Raw genomic sequence first — 19,395 nt, forward strand, 5'->3', positions numbered from 1 at the left:
AAACCGCTTCCTGTTCGTCAGGCCAGCATTTTGCCTTCGGCTTCCTTCAGATTTCACCTCGCGATGAACACCCTTGCCGTTCGGCTAGCACTTCCCCTTGCCGGGTGTGCAGAGGACTTTCACCTCCAAGTCATCGACTCACCACCACAATGAATCGAACAGTGCTTTCGCACTACGCGCCATGCCCGGCGCACAAAACAAAAAAGCCACCTCAAAGAGGTGGCTCAACCGTCGTGAGTCAACGAGGTTATACGGAAATCAGAACTTCACGCCTACAGCCAGCTGGATACGGCGTGGATTGTAGTATTGACGTGGGGTGCCGAAGTTTTCGTCGACAACATATGGGTTGTAGGAATAACCCGTTTGCTTATCGAACACGTTAAAGATATCAGCACGGAAACGCGCAGTATAACCTTCAACAAATTCCCAGTTTTGCGTATAGCTTAAATCCACCTGCCAGTGGCTGGCACCACGACGACCCCCTGCCGGTTCAGCAAAACGGCTGGTGCCTGATGAATAGCCGTAGGGCGTACCGTCCCACGCCGTCCAGGCTTCGCCCGACTGGAACACAAAGTAAGCGCCAAACACACCTTCCCAGTCAGCTGTATAGGTACTGATCACTTTTACTTTATGCGGCTTATCACCAATCATATTACCGTAGCGGTTATCCCATACCATGCGGCCGCGGCCGTCACCATAGAAAGATGAACCGATAAAGGTGTTGGCATCGTTACCGGCAGTGGTGTTGTCCTGGTCGAAGTTACCGTAGTAGTGGCTCCACACGTAAGACGCATTGACATACCACTTATCATTCTGGTACTCACCCTCAATACTCCATTCCCAGTACTTAGTCTGGCCGCCATCGACTTCAGCAATGACATAAGACGAACCGCCTACTTCATCTCGCATGGCGTCGAGATTAGGAATATACAGGCCTTTTTCTGCAATATTGGCCGGTACACCACCAAAGTCTCCGTAGTCACCGTACAAGCGAGCACCGTTAGGCATATCTTCCCAGAAGTGACTACCGTAGCGATAACGTAAGTGAGAGCGTACGAACAGCTCATTGGTCACCATTTTGGTAGTACCAATAGTAAATTCGTCAATGCGGCGCGGACGCATATTATCGGCGAAGAACTTACCTGACGAACCTGGCGCACCACCAGCATCCACGAAGTCACCGTTTTCATCAAAACGAACTAACAGGGTTCTACGGGTATTACGGTCCCAGGAAGCCGCCCGCGCCAGTGAGCTGGCATTCGGGTTGTAGCTGGCATAGTTAGCAAACACAGTAGCGGATTCTTCGTATTCCCAGGTCACGCCCAAACGCGGCTGGATCATGTCTTTCCAGTCGGTTTTGTACATTTCGTATTTCTCGCCCGGCGCTAACTCGTAGCCTGATATATTGCTACTGTTTTTACGCAGCCCCTGACCATAAAATGTATCGCGACTGATCATAACGCCGATATTGTAGGTAAAATCACCGTGTTCGATTTCGTCATTGATTTCAAAATCAATCGACTCTGCATAGGAAGTGATCGAGGATACTGAGCTGCCGTCCTGTACCAGACTCATTTGCTGGATAGACGCTTCGTAAAATGCGTTGGTTAAATCCGTATCACCACCGTCTGCACCTAAGCCTCCAATGTAGCTGATTGAACCCCAGCCATTAGACAGGCGGGACAAGTCTTCTTCCAGTTCAGACCAGCGTGCACCAAAATGCAGGAAATGCGTCATGTCACCGGTATAGATTTCAGTATCGAAACCTACCTGGAAAGACTCACGGGCGAAATCCTGATTATTAATCGTAGAGTATGCCCCTACGCCGCCACCACCTGACGTTTCACCGTTATCGCCCACATAACCATACTGAGCAATTAACGGTGCAGCTGAGGCATTAAAGGCATCGATAGCGGCAATTTCTTCAGCAGTTGCGCCATCCGGGTAGTCACGTAAGCTTGGAACACCAAAATAACCCATCTGGTCGAGATTATTGATATCCAGGGAATCACCGAGTACGGGCATGAAACCTAATTCAACGTCCGGACGTGAACTACCGTCTTCAGAGTATTTGGCATACTTAAAATTCAAACTTGAAGTATCGCCCAGTAACCATGAACCATCTACGGCGGTAATCTTAATTTGTGATTCAGAACCCAGCGACACACTGTCTGTTTCAAATTCACCAATAGAGCCGCCCACTTCCTGGCGATCTGAAACGCGCTGGCTAACATTTAACAAAATATCTTCGGTTGGGGCCCAGGTGAGCTTACCGAAATACTCATCACGTGTATTCTCATAAGACTTTGTTGGACCATAGGCAGTAACTTTATTGTCACCGGTGACTTCAGGGCGGAAATATGACCCATAGAAAAACAACTGATCTTTAAGAATTGGGCCACTTACAGAGGCGATAATCCAACTACGGTCCACATCACTGATCACCCCATCTACAGGCGTTGAGGTAAAACCAGAGTTTTGCAGGCGATATTCCAGGCTGCCGTGAAATTCATTAGTTCCCGATTTAGTCGCCGAGTTAACCGCAAAACCACCAGCACGGTTAAAGCCAATCGCCTTGGCACCGCCACGGTCAACCGACACGTAAGCGATATCGTGAGTGGCAGGCTCAGACGATAAGTTACCGAACATCGGTAACGACAGGTCCACCCCGTCTAGCGCATAACTGTTATCAACACCAGAGCCACCGGCTGATGGGCCAAGCACACCGTTTTCGCTGTATTCCACACCAGGCAGAATTTTCAGCATGTCGCGGTAAGACTGACCGATGGGCATATTGGCAATAACGTCTTCGCCAAAGGAGTTGGTTAACGCCGAGTCACCTTCCGTAACAATAGCAGTGCCATATACTTCGATGCGTTCAGCCTGCATGGGTTCAAACGCAAGATTAACGATCGACGCCTGTTCCAGCAGTACCGTGGTATTGGTTTTACGTACCGAACCGTCCGGGAAAGTGAAAGTAATATCGTAATTGCCCGGGATCAGGTAAGGCAGCGTAAATGTACCGTCAGGACGGGTAGTTGCCGTACGCGGCTTGGGCATCACATCACTAGTTACAACGACCTGAACACCACTTACTGCTACATCACCGCCTGGCGCCGTAACCGTACCTTTAATACTCCCGGTAATTTGCTGAGCCTGAACGGGTGCGCAGATACCCGCAGCCACTGCACCGGCAAACATAACGGCAGCAGTAGAGGTTGAACGGTTTTTCCAGGATTGACGAATTGCCTGACGAATCTGACCAGACAGATACTGCCCGACAAATTTCGCCTTGATTGACGTGAGTTCGTTATTCATGAGTGTGACCCTTTTGCTGTTTTTAGTGCGGCTAAATTACCGCTTATGGTCAACATTTAACCCACAGCACGACCACACGTCAAGAATAATTTTTTCTAATTATTCATATTTTTTGAAATATTTTATCCCAAATCAAGAATAATTTTCTGCTCAAAGCGTTTATTTATTCTGCTCTAATACAAAACTTCCTGTCCGGAATCCCGTACATGTCGAAAACTCATGAAAAAATAACTGACAATACAAAATTTAACCAAATAAATTCATAAGCTTAAAATTATAACGACAAGTAAAAAAAGAAATTTATTTATATCATTGCGGGGTTAATCAGCGCATCATTATTCGTAAACGTGATTAATTATTACGCAGGAATAGGCTATTGACAGGAATAAAATATTAATTATTCCTAATAAACTGACTAAAATTATTCCGAATTTATCACAGCAGCCGGGTTGGCTGCCGCGTTTTGAAAGGTTAACTATTGAGGTGATTCCAGGGGCCCGAGATCGCCAGGGTTTTGGTGGGTGAATACAGGTTCACAAACAGTGTTTTGCCGTCAGGCGAAAAGCACGCCCCGGCCAGCTCAGTTTGCAGGGCCAGTTGTGCAAAAGGATAAACCTCGCCGGCTGGCGTTACACCTCTTAAATGATTATCCACAATGGCGGTATACTGATCTTCACAAATAATCAAATGGCCATTGGGCGTAACCGTAAGGTTGTCACCGAAGTTAAGCAGTTGGCTGTCAGCACTCTCAACAAATAATTGCAAAGCACCCGGCGCATCACTTTCACCCGGGCTGCCCTCGTAAGCAGAAGGTTTGTAAGCCATAACCTGCCCCAGCTTTTTGTGCCCGCCATTAGTACAGCAGAAATACAACCGGTCTTCGGCCCAGTGAATGCCTTCGCCGCGGGCAAACAAAGCGGCACCGGCCTGATACCCTTGCTTACGCAAGTCATCTTCGGCGCTGTCGGGCGAAGCAATATCCACCCAGGTAGTATCCAGCCACTCACCCACAGGCATTTCACGTTTGCTCCAGTTACGCGAGTCAAACTTTGGGTAGCCCTTTACAGCCATCGCCTGCAGCTTACCACCAGCGGCCAGATTACCGTATTCATTGGGGATTAAGCGATACAGCAAACTATCGCCACGGTCTTCGGTGAGATAGACGATACCGGTTTCGGGGTCCACACAGGCCGCTTCATGGTTAAACCGGCCTAACGCTTTAAGCGGCTTAGCCTCAACCAGCCCGTTAGCGGTAGCAGGGACTTCAAATACGTAACCATGGTATTTATTGCCATCATCAGAGGGTGTATCTACGCTTTCTTCACACGTGAGCCAGCTACCCCAGGGAGTAACACCGCCAGAACAGTTTCGTACCGTGCCTATCAGGCTCAGATATTCCTGCTCTTTGTTGCCGGTCTTGGTATTGTAAACAAGCGTGGTGGTGCCGCCAGGCAAGGCTTCATTACGTGCATTGTTATCGTATGCCAGGGCAGATTTAAACGGCGCGGGTTGGCCGGGCCCGAATTCGGTTAAATGCTTAGGCTGTAATTCGTGGTTACGGATCAATGCGACCCGGTTTTCATCCAGAGGCAAACAGCCCATCCCGTCGGCGCGATCCGGTACCAGCAGGCCGTCATCCATCTTATCGCCGAAAGAGGATAAAACCTGGTAAGAAAAGCCTTCGGGTAAGGCCAGGATGCCTTCAGGATCGTTAATCAGCGGGCCATAACCGGCGCTGGTCTTCATGGTAATATTGGTGGCAGCCAGAGGCTGTCGGAAAAGGCCGCCTGACATACCGGCAGCTGCCAGTGTTCCTAAGGCGACGGTAAACTGTCGTCGTGTAATCATGATGTTCCTTTGTTTTGCACGGCCATTGTTGTTTTTTATGCTACTTCGGTAACCGGTCTTTAGAATGACAAAATGGGTGTTGGTTCCTTCCAGACAACAACGTAAACGCCCAGTACGCTAATTTTGCCGATAAACAACGCGCCATACCGATGGCTACTTTTCTTCTTCCAGCAAGCGCATCAGGGTTTTACCGAGCCGAACATTCAGGGCCCCGGCTGCCACGGCTTCGGCTGAGTTTTCCATTAACTTGGCGGCCAGCGAACCGCTCAGCTGATTAGTCATCTCATCGGTAGCTAAATCAAAAATACTTTGGGCAGCCAGGTTCTGGGCAAGGATTTTCATTAGTTTCCAGTTTCCGGCGGTGGCCGGACGCAGGCCGTACACTTTGGCCACCCGCTTAATAGTGCGCATACTTATCCATAAAATCATCAGCGATTGAATTAAATGATTCGGGCTGATAAACGCCATGCTGCCACTGGCCATGGATTCCTTTTTCACTACTTCACTGGCTTTGGCTTTTATCGGCTGTGCCACAAACTGGCGGTACATAGCCACAATCTCGGCACTGGAGTGGTCGGCCTTTAACAGCCCGGTAAAATGCTTGTAACACTGCTCGGCATAACTATGACGAGTAAATTGGCTGGCATGTAACTGCAGAGCATCCAACGTTGCCTGTCTGGAGTCATTACGCGCCAGCTCCGATAGTTTTGGCCGGCGATGAATAAACTGAGTCACCTTGCGATAGCCCCGCACCTCGCCGAGGGTCATGAACGATACGCTTAGCACAAATACCCCTAACACTGCGGCCAGCACCGAAGTGGCGACCGGCGAGGAAGCAAAGTTACTTTCAATAAACGTAACCGCCTCGAATAAGCTGAAACCCACCACACAGCCGATACCGGAAAGCAGCGCCAGCCACTTAGCAGAAAAGCCCTTGTCTGGTTCAACAATCGTTAACGGCTCCGCCTCCCGTTTAGCCGGCATGGCATGATCCGGCGGCTGCATATCAATTTCCGTTTGCGTGACTTTGGAGCGATAGGTTTTTTCTGTGGTGCTCACGGTTAGTCCTCCAGTAGATACTGAAACAGCCTGTCCAGGCCATTGCCATTTAAAATACGCGCCAGATGATCCTTGGGCACGCCAGCCGGCAACGCCGGGTAATGTTCATCAGCAGGCATGGCTTTCAGCGAGTCTGGTAAGGGCTCGAAGGTCGCTTCCATATATCGCCCTTCACTGTTTACGTAGCGCAGCGCCTGCTCATTTGAACCTGCATCGGTGGCCTGAATGGCCGACACTAAAAAGTGTTCAAACTGAATGTCGTCTTTATCCAGCTGGGCCGTTGCGCCCCGGGTGACATCTTTAAGCAGCGCCAGCAGGTTGTCTTTCTGGGCCGTGGGAATAAGATCGCTTTTGGTGGCAACAAAGGCGACTTTGGCAATTTTTTGCTGGCGCAACAGATGACGTTGCACCCAGCCCGTATCCCCATAAACAAAGGTTTGCGCCAGATTGCTTAACGTCTCACGAAGCTGATACAAATGGCTCTTGCTGTGATTTAAACCTTCGAATAAATCCACCAGAATGATCTGCTTATCGGTCTCACGAAACGTGCTTTGCTTCAATGCCGCCAGCCAGTTTTTCTGGAACACCTCAAAATGATGGGTAAAGCGCTGGGTCCACGGGCTGGATAAATCACTGCTAATCCTCGACGGCAAAGGCGTAAAGCCGTACTCCTGCCAGTCGAAGCCAGAACCGGGAATAAGAAAACTGCCCGGTTGTAACATGGAGATGCCCTGGGCTTTGGCAGCCAGCAGGTATTCGCGGTATTTACTGACCAGTAGATTAATCGCATCGGGCGTTGGCGGCTGTTCAAAATCAAAACCGCTCACCGCTTCATGCCAGTCTTTAGCAAACTGATTCTGCGGCTCGTTCATTTGCTGCGCCCAGGCGGAGTCCGACCATTGAGTAAAGGTTTTATCCAGCATGGGTAAATCGGTAAGCCACTCGCCTGGGTAATCAATAAACTCAAATACGATATCGGTGAATGGCAGCAGGTACTTTTTAACACCGTGGGTCTGGCGCAGCCGCACGGTTAACTGAAACCCCGCTACCGATTCGGTAGCCGGCGGCCATTTGCCTTTTCCCAGTGCCGCCATGTGCTCTTCTACCGGGAATTCAGGCAGGTCGCCAAGAGGCTCCACCCACATATTTTCTACCAGATCCATGGGCAGGTAACGCAGCAACGGCAGGCACTGATACTGCTGTTCACTGCGATACTTTAAAATAGTCATCAGGCTGGTAAACAGCATGGATTTACCACTGCGGCTTAAGCCGGTAATGGTAAAACGGTGGCGGGACTGCATAAACCATTCGGCAAATTGTGCCGAGCCGGCATCAGACGCCCGCCTGACCGGTTTAAGCACACTGTCCAGCAAGTTTCGCATGGTGTTCCTCCCGCCCTTGTATACTGCTATATCCCTGATATGTATTACTTAACGTGGGTGGCTTTGCAATCAATATCAAGCTTTTGCCACACTTTGTTACAGTTATAGCCCAAAGGGGTTTTCGATAGAGTGGGCCGGTTGGGTAAACCAGCGCGGGCCGTCTTCTGTCATATAAAAATGGTCTTCCAGACGGATCCCAAACTCGCCCGGCACTACAATCATGGGTTCATTACTGAAGCACATCCCCGGCGCTAACGGCTGCGGATTGTCTTTTACCAGATAAGGCCATTCGTGAATATCCATGCCGATGCCATGGCCGGTACGATGGGGTAATCCCGGCAAATCGTAATCAGGCCCAAGACCAGCCCTTTCCAGACTGGCCCGGGCTGCGGCGTCCACGTTACCGCAGGGCGAGCCATTGGTTGCCGCGGCAAACGCCGCCAGTTGCGCGTCTTTTTCGGCCTGCCACAAGCGGGCCTGTTTTTCGCTGCCCCCACCAAAGGAATAGGTGCGGGTAATGTCCGACAGGTAGCCATGTAACTTACAACCGGTATCAATCAGTACCAGGTCGCCTTTCTTCAACACCTGAGGGTCTTTGACGCCATGGGGGAAAGACGTGGCTTTACCGAACAATACAATGCAAAAATAAGCACCGCTGGCACCCACTTTTTTATGGGCCTGGTGAATAAATTGTTCGACCTCGGTGGTGGTGATCCCTTCATACAAGATGCTGGCGGTGGCCTGATGGACTGCCAGTGTCATGTCCATAGCACGCTGAATAAGCGCCAGCTCGCTGGCCGATTTATGCATTCGGCAATGGGCTGTCACGCCACTGGCGTTAATGATTTCGAGATCCGGCATGGCTTTATTAAAACCATCGACAATAAAAAACGCCGTGGCTTCATCCACGCCCAGAATATCACCGCCGCTTAATCCGGCATTCTTTAATACTTCGGCGACCAGCTCATAGGGGCTTTCATGCTCCTGCCATCCCACAATGTCGCCGGCAATCACCTGACGCTCCGACAGAGAATCAATCTCAAATAAAGGAGCAATATAAACGACATCACCGCTGGCTGGCAGAATAGCGCCTACCAGGCGCTCGCTGGCATACCAGTCCATACCGGTAAAATAACTTAAGTTAGTGCCGGCATTCAGATAGATGGCCGCAATCTGATGCTCACGCATATAGCGTTGCGCTTTGTCGATACGGGCCAGGTGTTCACTATGCGTTATCAGCTGAGTGTCTGCCGTCATATCTGAAAGCGCGGCCAGCGCGGCTTCCTGGCTCTTACCGCCAATACCTGTTTGCATGATTTACTCCTGTCTGAAAATACCGGCACACTATACCTTATACACCATTTTCCCGACAGACAGCCGCTGCGAAGCTGGTCTACGCAGACTGTCAACCTGGCGGTTTATCCTCGCTCAATTCAACTGGCTAAGGCAGTATAAGCAAAATACGATAGACTTATTACAATCCGGATATAACAACAACAGGAGACTCTGGTGCTCACAGCTCAATCCCCCCACCCAATAAAAATAGTAGCTTTATCGGTAATAATAGCGTGCTCAGCCATCGGTATTACGGCGTGTTCTTCCACATCGTCGCCGTCAGCTGGCACCAGTGTGGTTCAGAATAACGCCGACAGCCGCTTTGAAGCGCTGTATGAGGCAGAGTGGGCGTGGCGCCAGAATAAAGACGCTACCGATGAGAACAGTAATACCACCAGCGCGCCGTCGAGCCTGCCGGATGTCAGCATTGCTACCCAGCAAAAACGCCTTGCACGTTGGCAGGAGACCCTGGCGCAGCTGGACGCTATCGACGTAGAAGCCTTATCACAAACCAATCAAATCAATTACGCGGTGTATCGCCTGCAAATTGAAAACCTGATTGCCGACCAGCAGTTTAAAACCTACGAAAAGCCCTTACTGGGTGATACCGCGTTCTGGAGCAACCTGGCTTATATCACTCGTGAAACTTTTCATAGCGAGCAGGATTTCGAGAACTACATACAGTGGCTGCAAGACATGCCGCGCTACTTCGATCAGCAAATCGCCAATATGAAGCTTGGCCTGGCGCGTAAGTTCACGTTACCGAAGATTTCGTTACAGGGCCGCGATGCCTCAGTGATATCGGTGATCGAGGCAAAAGGCGCGGAGAACATGTATTTCAAGCCGTTTAAGAAAATGCCTTCCCGTTTAAGTGAGGAAAAACAAGCGCAACTGCAGGCCAAAGCCAAAGCCGCTATCGACGACTATGTTATTCCGGCTCATCAGACATTGCTGACCTTCTTACAGGAAGACTACATTCCTAATGCCCAGCCTTCGATTGCTGGTTATGACCTGCCCGATGGCAAAGCCTATTATCAGGCGCAAATTAAGAAGTACACGACGCTGGATCTGAGTGCCGAGGAAATCCATCAGATTGGTTTGGATGAAGTCACCAAGATCCGCCAGCGCATGCACGAAGTAATGGCTGAGGTTGGCTTTGACGGCGACTTGCAGGCCTTTTTAACCTTCCTGCGCACTGACAAACAATTTTATGTTGATACACCACAGGCACTGCTAGACCGCGCTGCATGGACGGCCAAGGAATTTGATGGCGTAGCGGACCAGTGGTTTGGTCATCTGCCACGTAAGCGCTTTGCCATTATTAAAGTACCAGACGATATTGCGCCGTTTTATACCGCTGGCCGTGGCGGTCCGGGCACCTATTGGGTAAATACCTATGATCTGCCCTCTCGCCCGCTGTATTCCCTGCCAGCACTCACTCTGCATGAATCGGCACCGGGCCACGCATTTCAGATGCCTCTGTCACTGGAAAACGACGCCATCCCTGAGTTCCGCCGTAAGAGCTATATTTCAGCCTTCGGTGAAGGCTGGGCGCTGTACAGCGAATTATTAGGTGAAGAAATGGGCCTTTACCATACGCCTTATGAGGTGTTTGGCATGCTCAGTTACCAGATGTGGCGAGCAGCTCGCCTGGTGGTTGATACCGGTATCCACGCCAAGGGCTGGACCCGGAAAGAGGCGCAGGACTTTATGAAAGAGAACACCGCGCTGTCGATTCATGAAATCACCACCGAAGTAGACCGTTACATTGCCTGGCCCGGGCAGGCGCTGTCTTACTATCTTGGTCAGATGGCCATTGTTGAACACCGCGCACGAGCAGAAAAAGCCCTTGGTGAGCAATTCGATATTCGCAACTTCCACGACATGATCCTGCAAATGGGCTCAGTGCCTCTTGCAGTACTGGAAGAGCGAGTCGATAAGTTTATTGCCGAAGGCGGCCCATCGCCTTACCCGGCGGGTTAACATTAGGTAAGAAAGGGCATAAATACTTATGCCCTGTTTAGATCAGCAAACTTCTGTTTATTTATAACGCCTCGGTTGCCAGCTTAAGCGCTAAAGACATTGCCTGGTCAGCGTCTGTTTGTACATCCGGTATAACGCCGCTGTTTTTCCAGCTGTCGCCGGTTTGTGGATGTTGCAGCTCAGCGTAAGCCATCACCAGGCTTAAATGCTCACTCAGTTGCTCTACGGTTGTCATATAACCCAGGCCAAGGGTTGGCATGCCCACTATCGTTGCCCGGTCGGCTTGCTGCAATGTGAAGGCGACAAACTCCCAGGACCCGGCAATAAAAGGCGACGTAACAATAAACACAGGCTTATCAGTGCTAACAGGGCTCGCCACTAGCTGCGCCAACAAAGGCGTACTTTGCTGGTGCGCAAGAGTGACCATCGATAGCGGCGGCCCCACCGGCATAAAATGACTCAGAAAATGTTGCGAGAGCGGCAATGAGCTCATGCCGGCACTTCTGAGATCGATCACTATGGCCTGACTGTCTGATAAAAACGCCATGGCTTTATCCATTTCTGCCCGCCACTGCTCATCAAATAAATCACCATCAACAGCCAGGTAGCCAATATCGCCCTCGAGCATTTGCGTTTGAAGCGCGCCGGGCAGCTCATCACTCGCCATCGCGGTACCGTTTAGCCCGGACTGCCAGTGCAGTTCGAAGTTGGAATCCTGACTTACTGAGTAAAGCAGAGACTCCAGTTTGATTTTCAGGCGGCCAAAAGAAAACGAACCGTTCAGTTCACCTCTCTGCAGCGCATTGCTTAGTAATTCCACCGTGTCCTGGCGAACGTCTTCACGAATATAATCTTTCTCAACCACACTAATGAGTTGAGTAACCGCGCCTTGCACTTCCTGTTCGGAAAGTATCGGCTCGTCCGCCGCAAATGCGGGTGCCCCTGCCGGGATTAGCCCGCCAAGGTGTAAAATGAATACCAAAAGTAAAACGCGTTTAGCGAAGGTCACCGGCTTATTCCTTTATAGTTGCCTATCCTATAAATTGGTCTCAAATACCCGCTTTCAATGCGTGGTGAATAAAAACAGGTATCAGGTTATAAACTACAGCTAAGCTGCCAATCGTTAAAGTGCTACAATAGCGCCGTCTTTTGTAATCAGTAGCGATGTAAGTTATGCGTTTTTCCGACCTCGGGCTGCAAACCCAATTGTTAGCCATCCTTGACGAGCTTGGCTATCAAGCGCCTACGCCCATTCAACAGGCTGCCATTCCCGAGGTGTTAGCCGGGCGCGACGTGCTGGCCGGGGCCCAAACCGGAACCGGCAAAACTGCGGCCTTTGCATTACCGTTAATTCAACGATATCTGGCTGACGAAGGCACCTCAAAAGCCATTCGGGTATTAGTACTTACCCCAACCCGCGAGCTTGCTCAGCAGGTGCATCAGAGCTTTGTTGCCTATAGCCAGGGTACCGGAATGCGCTCCGTTGTGGCCTATGGCGGAGCGAGTATTAACCCGCAGATTGAAGCACTGAAGCATGGCTGTGAGGTACTGGTAGCCACCCCCGGGCGGTTACTGGAACTGGTTATCAAGCAGCTTATTGACCTGAGCACATTGCAAACGCTGGTACTCGATGAAGCCGACCGGATGCTGGATATGGGCTTTATTATCGATATTAAGCGCATCCTCCGCTACCTGCCAGAAGAGCGCCAAACGCTGTTTTTCAGTGCCACATTTAACGATGAGGTATTTGCCCTCAAAAACACTCTGCTAAAGGATCCGGCGCTAATTGAAGTAGCCGAAAGGAACACCACTGCCGCAAAAGTTGAACAGCGCATCTATGAAGTGGACAGTCACAAAAAAGCGGCTCTGGTGGCTTACCTGATTGGTGCCAACAACTGGCAACAGGTGCTCATTTTTACCCGTACCAAGCAGTCGGTGGATGCCCTGGCTAAAGAGCTTGGTAAAGACGGTATCACCGCCTCGGCCGTTCATGGTGACAAAGCGCAAGGCGCACGCGAACGCGCCCTGGAGGCGTTTAAAACCGGCCAGGTTCGTGCACTGGTTGCCACCGATGTGGCTGCCCGGGGCCTCGATATCCAGCAGTTACAGTACGTCATTAACTATGAGCTGCCCTATAACGCCGAGGATTATATCCACCGCATTGGTCGCACTGGCCGGGCCGGTTTAGCCGGGCTGGCAGTATCGCTGGTTTCCCATAAAGAGAAGTACCTGCTGGAAGACGTTGAAAAGCTCACCGGCGAACATTTTATCCCTCAGTGGGTGGAAGGTTTTGAGCCCAACCCAGCAGCACAGGAAAGCGCGGGGAACACCCGGCGCAAACCGTCGAAAAAGTCTCTGCGCGCGAATGCCCTTGGCCAAACCGGCAACAAAGGAAAGGCCGGCAAGCGGCGCCGCCGCTAAGGCTTTTGAATATATAAAATGCCAAATCCGCAGGTTTGGCGGCCGTGTTTTTTGCCCGGTTGCGGGGTACCATAGCGCGTCTTTAGTTGCGGAGCACTCATGACCCATTCATCACAACTGCTCACCGGCCCCATTCACAAAGCGCTGTTGTCACTCGCCATACCCATCGTGATCAGCCAGCTCTTACAGTCTGCCTATCAGCTCACCGATGCGTTTTGGGTAGGCCGACTGGGCCCGGCGGAAGTTGCCGCCGTGTCGATCAGTATGCCGGTCACTTTTTTGGTGATCGCTATTGGTGCCGGGCTTGCCATGGCCGGTGCCACACTGGCCGCTCAGTATATGGGCGCCGGGCGAAGAGAGGAGGTCGACAAAGTCTCAGCCCAAACCTTATTGATGGTACTGGTAATGTCTACAATACTGGGTACCTGCGGATATTGGTTATCGCCCCATTTTCTGACCCTGCTGAAAGTCGAACCCGAGGTTTACAGCAACGCCCTGAGCTTTATGCATGTGTCTTTCATCGGCGTGATCTTTGTGTTTACTTTCAACATGTTTCAGGCATTAATGCGCGGCATTGGCGAGGTGCGTATTCCACTCCTGATTGTGCTTGGTACCGTAATGCTAAACCTGGTGCTCGACCCGCTGTTTATCTTTGGTTACGGCATCATGCCAGGCCTGGGCGTAACCGGTGCGGCCCTGGCCACCTTAGTTACCCAGGCCATTGCGGCATTAATCGGCATCGGCATTTTACTCAAAGGTCGCCATGGTATTCATGTGCGACTGCGCTATTTTATTCCGGATTACAGCTACATTCGCCGCGCCTTCTTCCTTGGCATTCCCGGCTCGGTCGATCTCTCTGCACGGGCGCTTGGACAAATTATCATGTCGTTCCTTGTGGCCAGTTTCGGTACCGTCACGATTGCTTCCTATGGTGTCGGTAATAACATTTTGATGTTTGTCACCATTCCGGCTCTCGGCCTGGGCATGGCTATTTCCACGCTGGTGGGGCAAAACCTCGGCGCAGGGCAAATTGAGCGCGCTTCTCAGGCCGCTTTTACCGGGGCAACCTGGGGCTTTGTTGCGCTAACCCTGGTTGGCACATTATGCTTCTTTACAGCCCCGCAAATCATCGCCTTTTTCGTTCCTGAGCAACCCAATGTGATTGCCACCGGCGCGGAGTTTGTTCAGGTAATGGCGCTCACCTGGGGCGGTATGGCCGTGCAGGTATGCATTACCGGTGCTTTCAGGGCTTCCGGCAACATGATCAATGCCATGGTGCTGTCGCTCTTGTCGCAGTGGATGTTCCTGTTCCCTATTGCGTTTATTTTATCGAAGCACACGGCCTTGGGTAAAACCGGCATTTGGTGGGCCTTTGCCGCCACCAATATCCTGATTGGTATTGTGAGTATTTGCTGGCTGGCCCGGGGCAGTTGGAAACACACCCGACTCACCAGTCAGAAACAGGAAGTGCTACAGGTGACCGAAGAAACCCTGCGCGAATCCGAAGATCAGTATTATCCTTAAACCAGAGAAACCACCATGAAAATACACCGTATAAACCCCACTCAGCGTTGGTCAGACATCACCGTTTTTAACGGCATTGCCAACTTTGTTGAAGTGCCTGAAACCAACGAAGTACTGGAAATTGAAGGTCAGGTCAGCGCTATTTTTGAACAGGCAGAGGCCTCTCTGGGGTTAATCGACAGCGATAAATCGCGTATTTTAAGCGTGACCATTTATATTACCGACTTTAGCCTGGTTGACCGATTAAATGCGGTATGGGACACCTGGTTTGACGAGGGCACAGCACCCAGCCGGGCGTGCGTAAAAGTTGAACTTGCCGATCCCGACTGGCTAGTTGAAATGGCCTTTACCGTAGCCGCCGGCGAAGCGTATTTATGAGCCTATCCGGCGCGGCAAATGCCGCACCGGTAGCCCGAATCAGCTTTCTTTAACCTGATTGCGCAACACAAACTTCTGTATCTTTCCGGTAGACGTTTTAGGTAATTCGCCAAACACAATCTTCTTAGGCACTTTAAAACGTGCCATATTATTGCGGCAGAATTCAATGACTTCTTCTGCACTCACCTCCATACCATCTTTAAGTTTAATGAACGCAGCAGGCACTTCTCCCCACTTTTCATCTGGCTGCGCCACGACAGCAGCTTCAATGATGGCCGGATGGCGATACAGTACGTCTTCCACCTCAATACTGGAGATGTTTTCGCCACCAGAGATGATGATGTCCTTAGAACGATCTTTAATTTCCACATACCCGTCTTCGTGCCAGACGGCCAAATCACCGGAATGGAACCAGCCACCTTCGAAAGAATTATCCGTGGTTGACGGATTTTTTAAATATCCTTTCATCACCACATTCCCGCGCATAAAGATTTCACCTACAGTCTTACCATCCTGGGGCACCGGTTCCAGGGTATTGGGGTTAGCCACCATGATGTCTTCCTGCATGGGTACTTTAACGCCCTGACGCGACTTTTTACGGGCCTTATCTTCTATGGGCAGAGCATCCCATTCATCATGCCAGGCACACACTACACAAGGGCCATAGGTTTCTGTTAAGCCATAAACATGGGTCACCGCAAAGCCCATTTCCTCCATTCCCTGAATCACCGCCGCCGGTGGCGCCGCGCCCGCCGTCATTACGCTCACCTTATGCTCAATGCCCGCTTTCAACTCATCCGGTGCGTTGTTAAGCATATTCAGTACAATAGGTGCGCCGCAAAAGTAATTAACCCCGTCTTCCCTAATAGCCTGATAAATGGCATCGGGGCGAACGTGGCGCAAGCACACGCTCACACCGGCATTAGCAGCAATGGTCCAGGGGAAGCACCAACCATTGCAGTGGAACATTGGCAGCGTCCATAAATAGCGCGGATGGGGCGCCATATTCCACGACACAATATTACTCACTGCATTCAGGTAAGCACCGCGATGGTGATACACCACGCCTTTGGGATCGCCGGTGGTACCAGAAGTATAATTGAGCGTAATGGCATCCCATTCGTCTTCTGGCAAAGACCACTCATATGCCGCCGCATCGCCGGTAGCGATAAACGCTTCATAATCCATCTCGCCAATCAATTCGCCACCTTCGTAATAAGGGTCGTCGATATCAATCACCAACGGGGTTTTATTTAGCATTTTCAACGCCTTACCGACCACTTCAGAAAACTCCCGGTCAACCACTACCACTTTGGCTTCGCCATGTTGCAGGATAAATGCGATGGCTTCAGCATCCAGACGAATATTGACCGCATTGAGCACAGCCCCGGTCATCGGCACACCAAAGTGCGCCTCAAACAGCTCTGGTAAGTTTGGCGAGATAAAGGCGACGGTATCGCCCTTGCCTATTCCCCGTTTTGTCAGGGCGCTGGCAAGCTGCTGCGTGCGCTCATAGGTTTCGGCCCAGGTGCGGCGGGTTTGCTGGTGAATCACCGCCAGATGGTTGGGGTAAACCGCAGCAGTGCGCTTAATAAAAGACAATGGGCTCAACGCCGCAAAGTTGGCTGGGGTTTGATCGAGTCCTAACGCATAGGGGTTATGAGGTGTAGGGTTCATGGTTATCCTTATCGCATTCAAACAAGTGTTTAATTTATTCTTCCATACTAGAGGTTGTTGATCTTTGTATGAAAAGCAGCCGGCATAGCAACGAGGTATAATTGTTTCGCCAAAAATAATTAACCGTAATGTTGCTATGCCAAGAACGATGTTAACAGATGATGCGTGGGAAATCCTAAAAGTACTGCTTGTTAATTGGCACCGCTATGGATCCATTCCATTGGCGGCGTAATGGATCCACCCCATTTGCACCGTAATCGATCCACCTGATTTGCGGCGTAATAGATCCACTTTGGCCTGATTTTCCCCTCAAACTTCTGTTTAACTCGCGTATCGTTGACTGTTTTTCAGTCAGGAGAATACGCATGGCAAACCGGAGGTTTGAAATGTACCAATACCGACAGATCCTCGTTCGAATGCGAATGGGGGAATCCAATCGTGCGATTGCAGACAGTGGTGTCGCTGGCCGTAATAAAGTGAAAGCGATTAAGCGTATCGCTCTTGAACGTGGCTGGCTTGAGCTGGATAAAGATCTGCCTGACGACACGCAACTCGCCACTATTTTCGGCGAAAAGCCACCCAACCCGACAACCACTTCATCCGTTGCACCTTACGCCGATAAAGTCGATAAGTGGTATCAAGATGGCGTGCAAGGCACGACCATCCATCAGGCGTTGGTGGATAAATATGGTTTCACTGGCAGTTACTGGTCGGTGATCCGCTATCTAAAAGCGCTGGCAGAGAAAACACCTGTTCCCACTACTGTTATTGAGTTTGCGCCTGGCGATGCCGCACAAGTGGACTTCGGGGCGGGTCCACTCATTGTGGATACCCGGACCGGCGAGTTGCGTAAGAGTTGGATCTTCGTCATGACACTGGCCTGGAGCCGGCATATCTACGCTGAATTCATTCGCGATCAAAGTACTGCTACCTGGCTGGCCTGCCATCGTCGTGCGTTTGAATGGTTTAACGGTGTGCCCAAACGGGTCGTTATCGACAACCCTAAATGTGCCATCACCAGGGCCTGCTATCACGATCCTGAGGTGCAGCGCGCTTATGGTGAATGTGCCGAAGGCTATGGTTTCTTGATTGCCCCATGCCCCGTGCGCGATCCGCAGAAGAAAGGGCGTGTGGAATCTAACGTCAAGTACATCAAAAATAGCTTCGTACCGCTAAAAGAATTTCGCAGTCTCAGTGATGCCAATGCACAGCTTAAAAGTTGGTTGCTGTCCGTCGCCGGTAATCGGAAGCACGGTACCACAAAATGTCAGCCACTTGAGCGTTTCACTGAGATCGAGCAGGCATTGCTTAGTCCGCTACCGGAAGTGCCGCCAGAACAAGCCGTCTGGGCTAAAGTAAAGGTACACGGTGATGGGCACGTACAGTTTGAACACTGTCGTTACTCAGTACCTTACACTCTGATCCGAGAAACACTGTGGCTGAAAGCCAGCGATACCATGGTGCGCATCTATCAAAAGCATGAGCTGAAAGCCACGCACGCCCGAATGCATCATCAGGGTGGCCGCGCTACGGTGCCTGAACATCAACCGCCCGCCGCGCAAGCTTACAACATGCAGGATCCGCAGTATTGTCTGGCTCAGGCGCAGCGGATTGGTGAGTCCTGCCATGTGTTTATTAAGCGCCTGTTTGCCAGCCGCGTACTGGATAACCTGCGTGCTGCACAAGGCGTTGTGGGCCTTGCCAAACGCTACGGTGACAAGCGCCTTGAAGCCGCCTGCTTACGCGCACTGACCTTCGACAATGTGCGTTACAGCGCCGTCAAACAGATCCTTGAAAAAGGACTGGACCAGCACCCTGATGAATCGAGCACCTTCGATACGTTAAGCGATGTTTACACCGGCGGTGGTCGCTTCCACCGAGATCCCAACAAACTTCTCCCTCACTAAAACAAGGAAAAACACATGATCAACCCGATCCCCGAACTCACACCGTTACTGAAACAACTACGCCTCTCTGGTATGACGGACTCATTAGCGATGCGTAATCGTGAGGCCATTGAACATCAACTGAGTTATCCCGACTTCCTGGCTTTACTGGTACAGGATGAAGTGGCCAGACGCGACCAGAAAAAGTATGCCACACGTCTGCGTCGTGCAGGCTTCAGAGGTAATAAAACACTGGAAAGCTTCGATCTGAACGCCAATCCCAACCTGAACCGCGCTTATATCAATGAACTGGCCGATTGCCGATTTATTGATGAATATGTGGCGGTGCTGATCGCAGGGCCGTGCGGCACGGGTAAAAGTCATCTGGCACAAGCCATCGGGCATTGTGCTGTGCAACAAGGCATTGATGTATTGTTCTTTACTCAGGCAAAACTGCTGGCGAACTTGCATGCAGCCAGAGCCACGAACACCTATGAGAAACGCTTCCAGACGTTAGCTAAAGTAGACCTACTCATCATTGATGACTTCGGTTTAAAGCCTCTCAAATCCCCTCAGGATGAAGA

The 19,395-nt window shown here is 50.9% G+C and carries 13 protein-coding genes; 6 read left to right on the forward strand and 7 right to left on the reverse strand.

The genetic code is table 11. The features are described from left to right. Positions 1-258 precede the first annotated feature (258 nt). The 5 genes from C6Y40_RS17360 to C6Y40_RS17380 all read right to left on the reverse strand — a co-directional run bounded on the left by C6Y40_RS17360 (position 259) and on the right by C6Y40_RS17380 (position 8,921). Entirely contained in the window at positions 259-3,318 is a 3,060-nt protein-coding gene (locus C6Y40_RS17360; protein WP_105935671.1) for a TonB-dependent receptor, read from the reverse strand. A gap of 471 nt (positions 3,319-3,789) precedes the next feature. Further along, entirely contained in the window at positions 3,790-5,166 is a 1,377-nt protein-coding gene (locus C6Y40_RS17365) for an alkaline phosphatase PhoX (RefSeq protein ID WP_105935672.1), read from the reverse strand. Between the two features lie 153 nt (positions 5,167-5,319). Next, complete coding sequence (locus C6Y40_RS17370) at positions 5,320-6,225, reverse strand: YcjF family protein (RefSeq protein ID WP_105935673.1); 906 nt, start codon at positions 6,223-6,225, stop codon at positions 5,320-5,322. 2 nt (positions 6,226-6,227) lie between these two features. Further along, positions 6,228-7,607: a YcjX family protein gene (locus C6Y40_RS17375; protein ID WP_105935674.1), complete on the reverse strand. Its 1,380-nt coding sequence runs from the start codon at positions 7,605-7,607 to the stop codon at positions 6,228-6,230. Positions 7,608-7,709: 102 nt separating this feature from the next. Continuing rightward, the gene (locus tag C6Y40_RS17380) at positions 7,710-8,921 is read right to left on the reverse strand and encodes a M24 family metallopeptidase (protein WP_105935675.1); all 1,212 of its coding nucleotides are present in this window, start codon (positions 8,919-8,921) and stop codon (positions 7,710-7,712) included. 195 nt (positions 8,922-9,116) lie between these two features. Here C6Y40_RS17380 and C6Y40_RS17385 point away from each other — a divergent pair, with 195 nt between their 5' ends. Then, a complete protein-coding gene (locus C6Y40_RS17385; RefSeq protein WP_205664794.1) occupies positions 9,117-10,925 on the forward strand; it encodes a DUF885 domain-containing protein in 1,809 nt (602 codons plus the stop codon). Positions 10,926-10,986: 61 nt separating this feature from the next. Here C6Y40_RS17385 and C6Y40_RS17390 read toward each other — a convergent pair whose 3' ends face one another. Then, positions 10,987-11,934, reverse strand: a complete 948-nt coding sequence (locus C6Y40_RS17390) for a S41 family peptidase (RefSeq protein ID WP_105935676.1) — start codon at positions 11,932-11,934, stop codon at positions 10,987-10,989. A 164-nt stretch (positions 11,935-12,098) separates the two neighbouring features. Between C6Y40_RS17390 and C6Y40_RS17395 the strand changes: the two genes are divergently transcribed. From C6Y40_RS17395 to C6Y40_RS17405, 3 genes are all read left to right on the forward strand, one after another. Then, positions 12,099-13,346, forward strand: coding sequence for a DEAD/DEAH box helicase (locus C6Y40_RS17395; RefSeq protein ID WP_105935677.1), 1,248 nt, complete (start codon positions 12,099-12,101; stop codon positions 13,344-13,346). A gap of 99 nt (positions 13,347-13,445) precedes the next feature. Then, positions 13,446-14,870 carry an MATE family efflux transporter gene (locus C6Y40_RS17400; RefSeq protein ID WP_105935678.1) on the forward strand — a complete coding sequence of 475 codons (1,425 nt, stop codon included), beginning with the start codon at positions 13,446-13,448 and terminating at the stop codon, positions 14,868-14,870. Between the two features lie 15 nt (positions 14,871-14,885). Continuing rightward, the gene (locus C6Y40_RS17405) at positions 14,886-15,248 is read left to right on the forward strand and encodes a RidA family protein (protein WP_105935679.1); all 363 of its coding nucleotides are present in this window, start codon (positions 14,886-14,888) and stop codon (positions 15,246-15,248) included. Positions 15,249-15,287: 39 nt separating this feature from the next. Here C6Y40_RS17405 and C6Y40_RS17410 read toward each other — a convergent pair whose 3' ends face one another. Continuing rightward, complete coding sequence (locus tag C6Y40_RS17410) at positions 15,288-16,925, reverse strand: acyl-CoA synthetase (RefSeq protein ID WP_105935680.1); 1,638 nt, start codon at positions 16,923-16,925, stop codon at positions 15,288-15,290. Positions 16,926-17,311: 386 nt separating this feature from the next. On the opposite strand from C6Y40_RS17410, the gene istA reads away from it, so the two are divergent. After that, positions 17,312-18,832, forward strand: coding sequence for an IS21 family transposase (gene istA, locus C6Y40_RS17415; protein ID WP_105935683.1), 1,521 nt, complete (start codon positions 17,312-17,314; stop codon positions 18,830-18,832). 15 nt (positions 18,833-18,847) lie between these two features. Continuing rightward, positions 18,848-19,395: ATP-binding protein (locus tag C6Y40_RS17420; protein WP_105935681.1), on the forward strand; the 548-nt coding region annotated here is incomplete at its 3' end.

It is taken from the genome of Marisediminitalea alba (genome assembly GCF_002993365.1).
Taxonomy (GTDB): domain Bacteria; phylum Pseudomonadota; class Gammaproteobacteria; order Enterobacterales; family Alteromonadaceae; genus Alteromonas; species Alteromonas alba.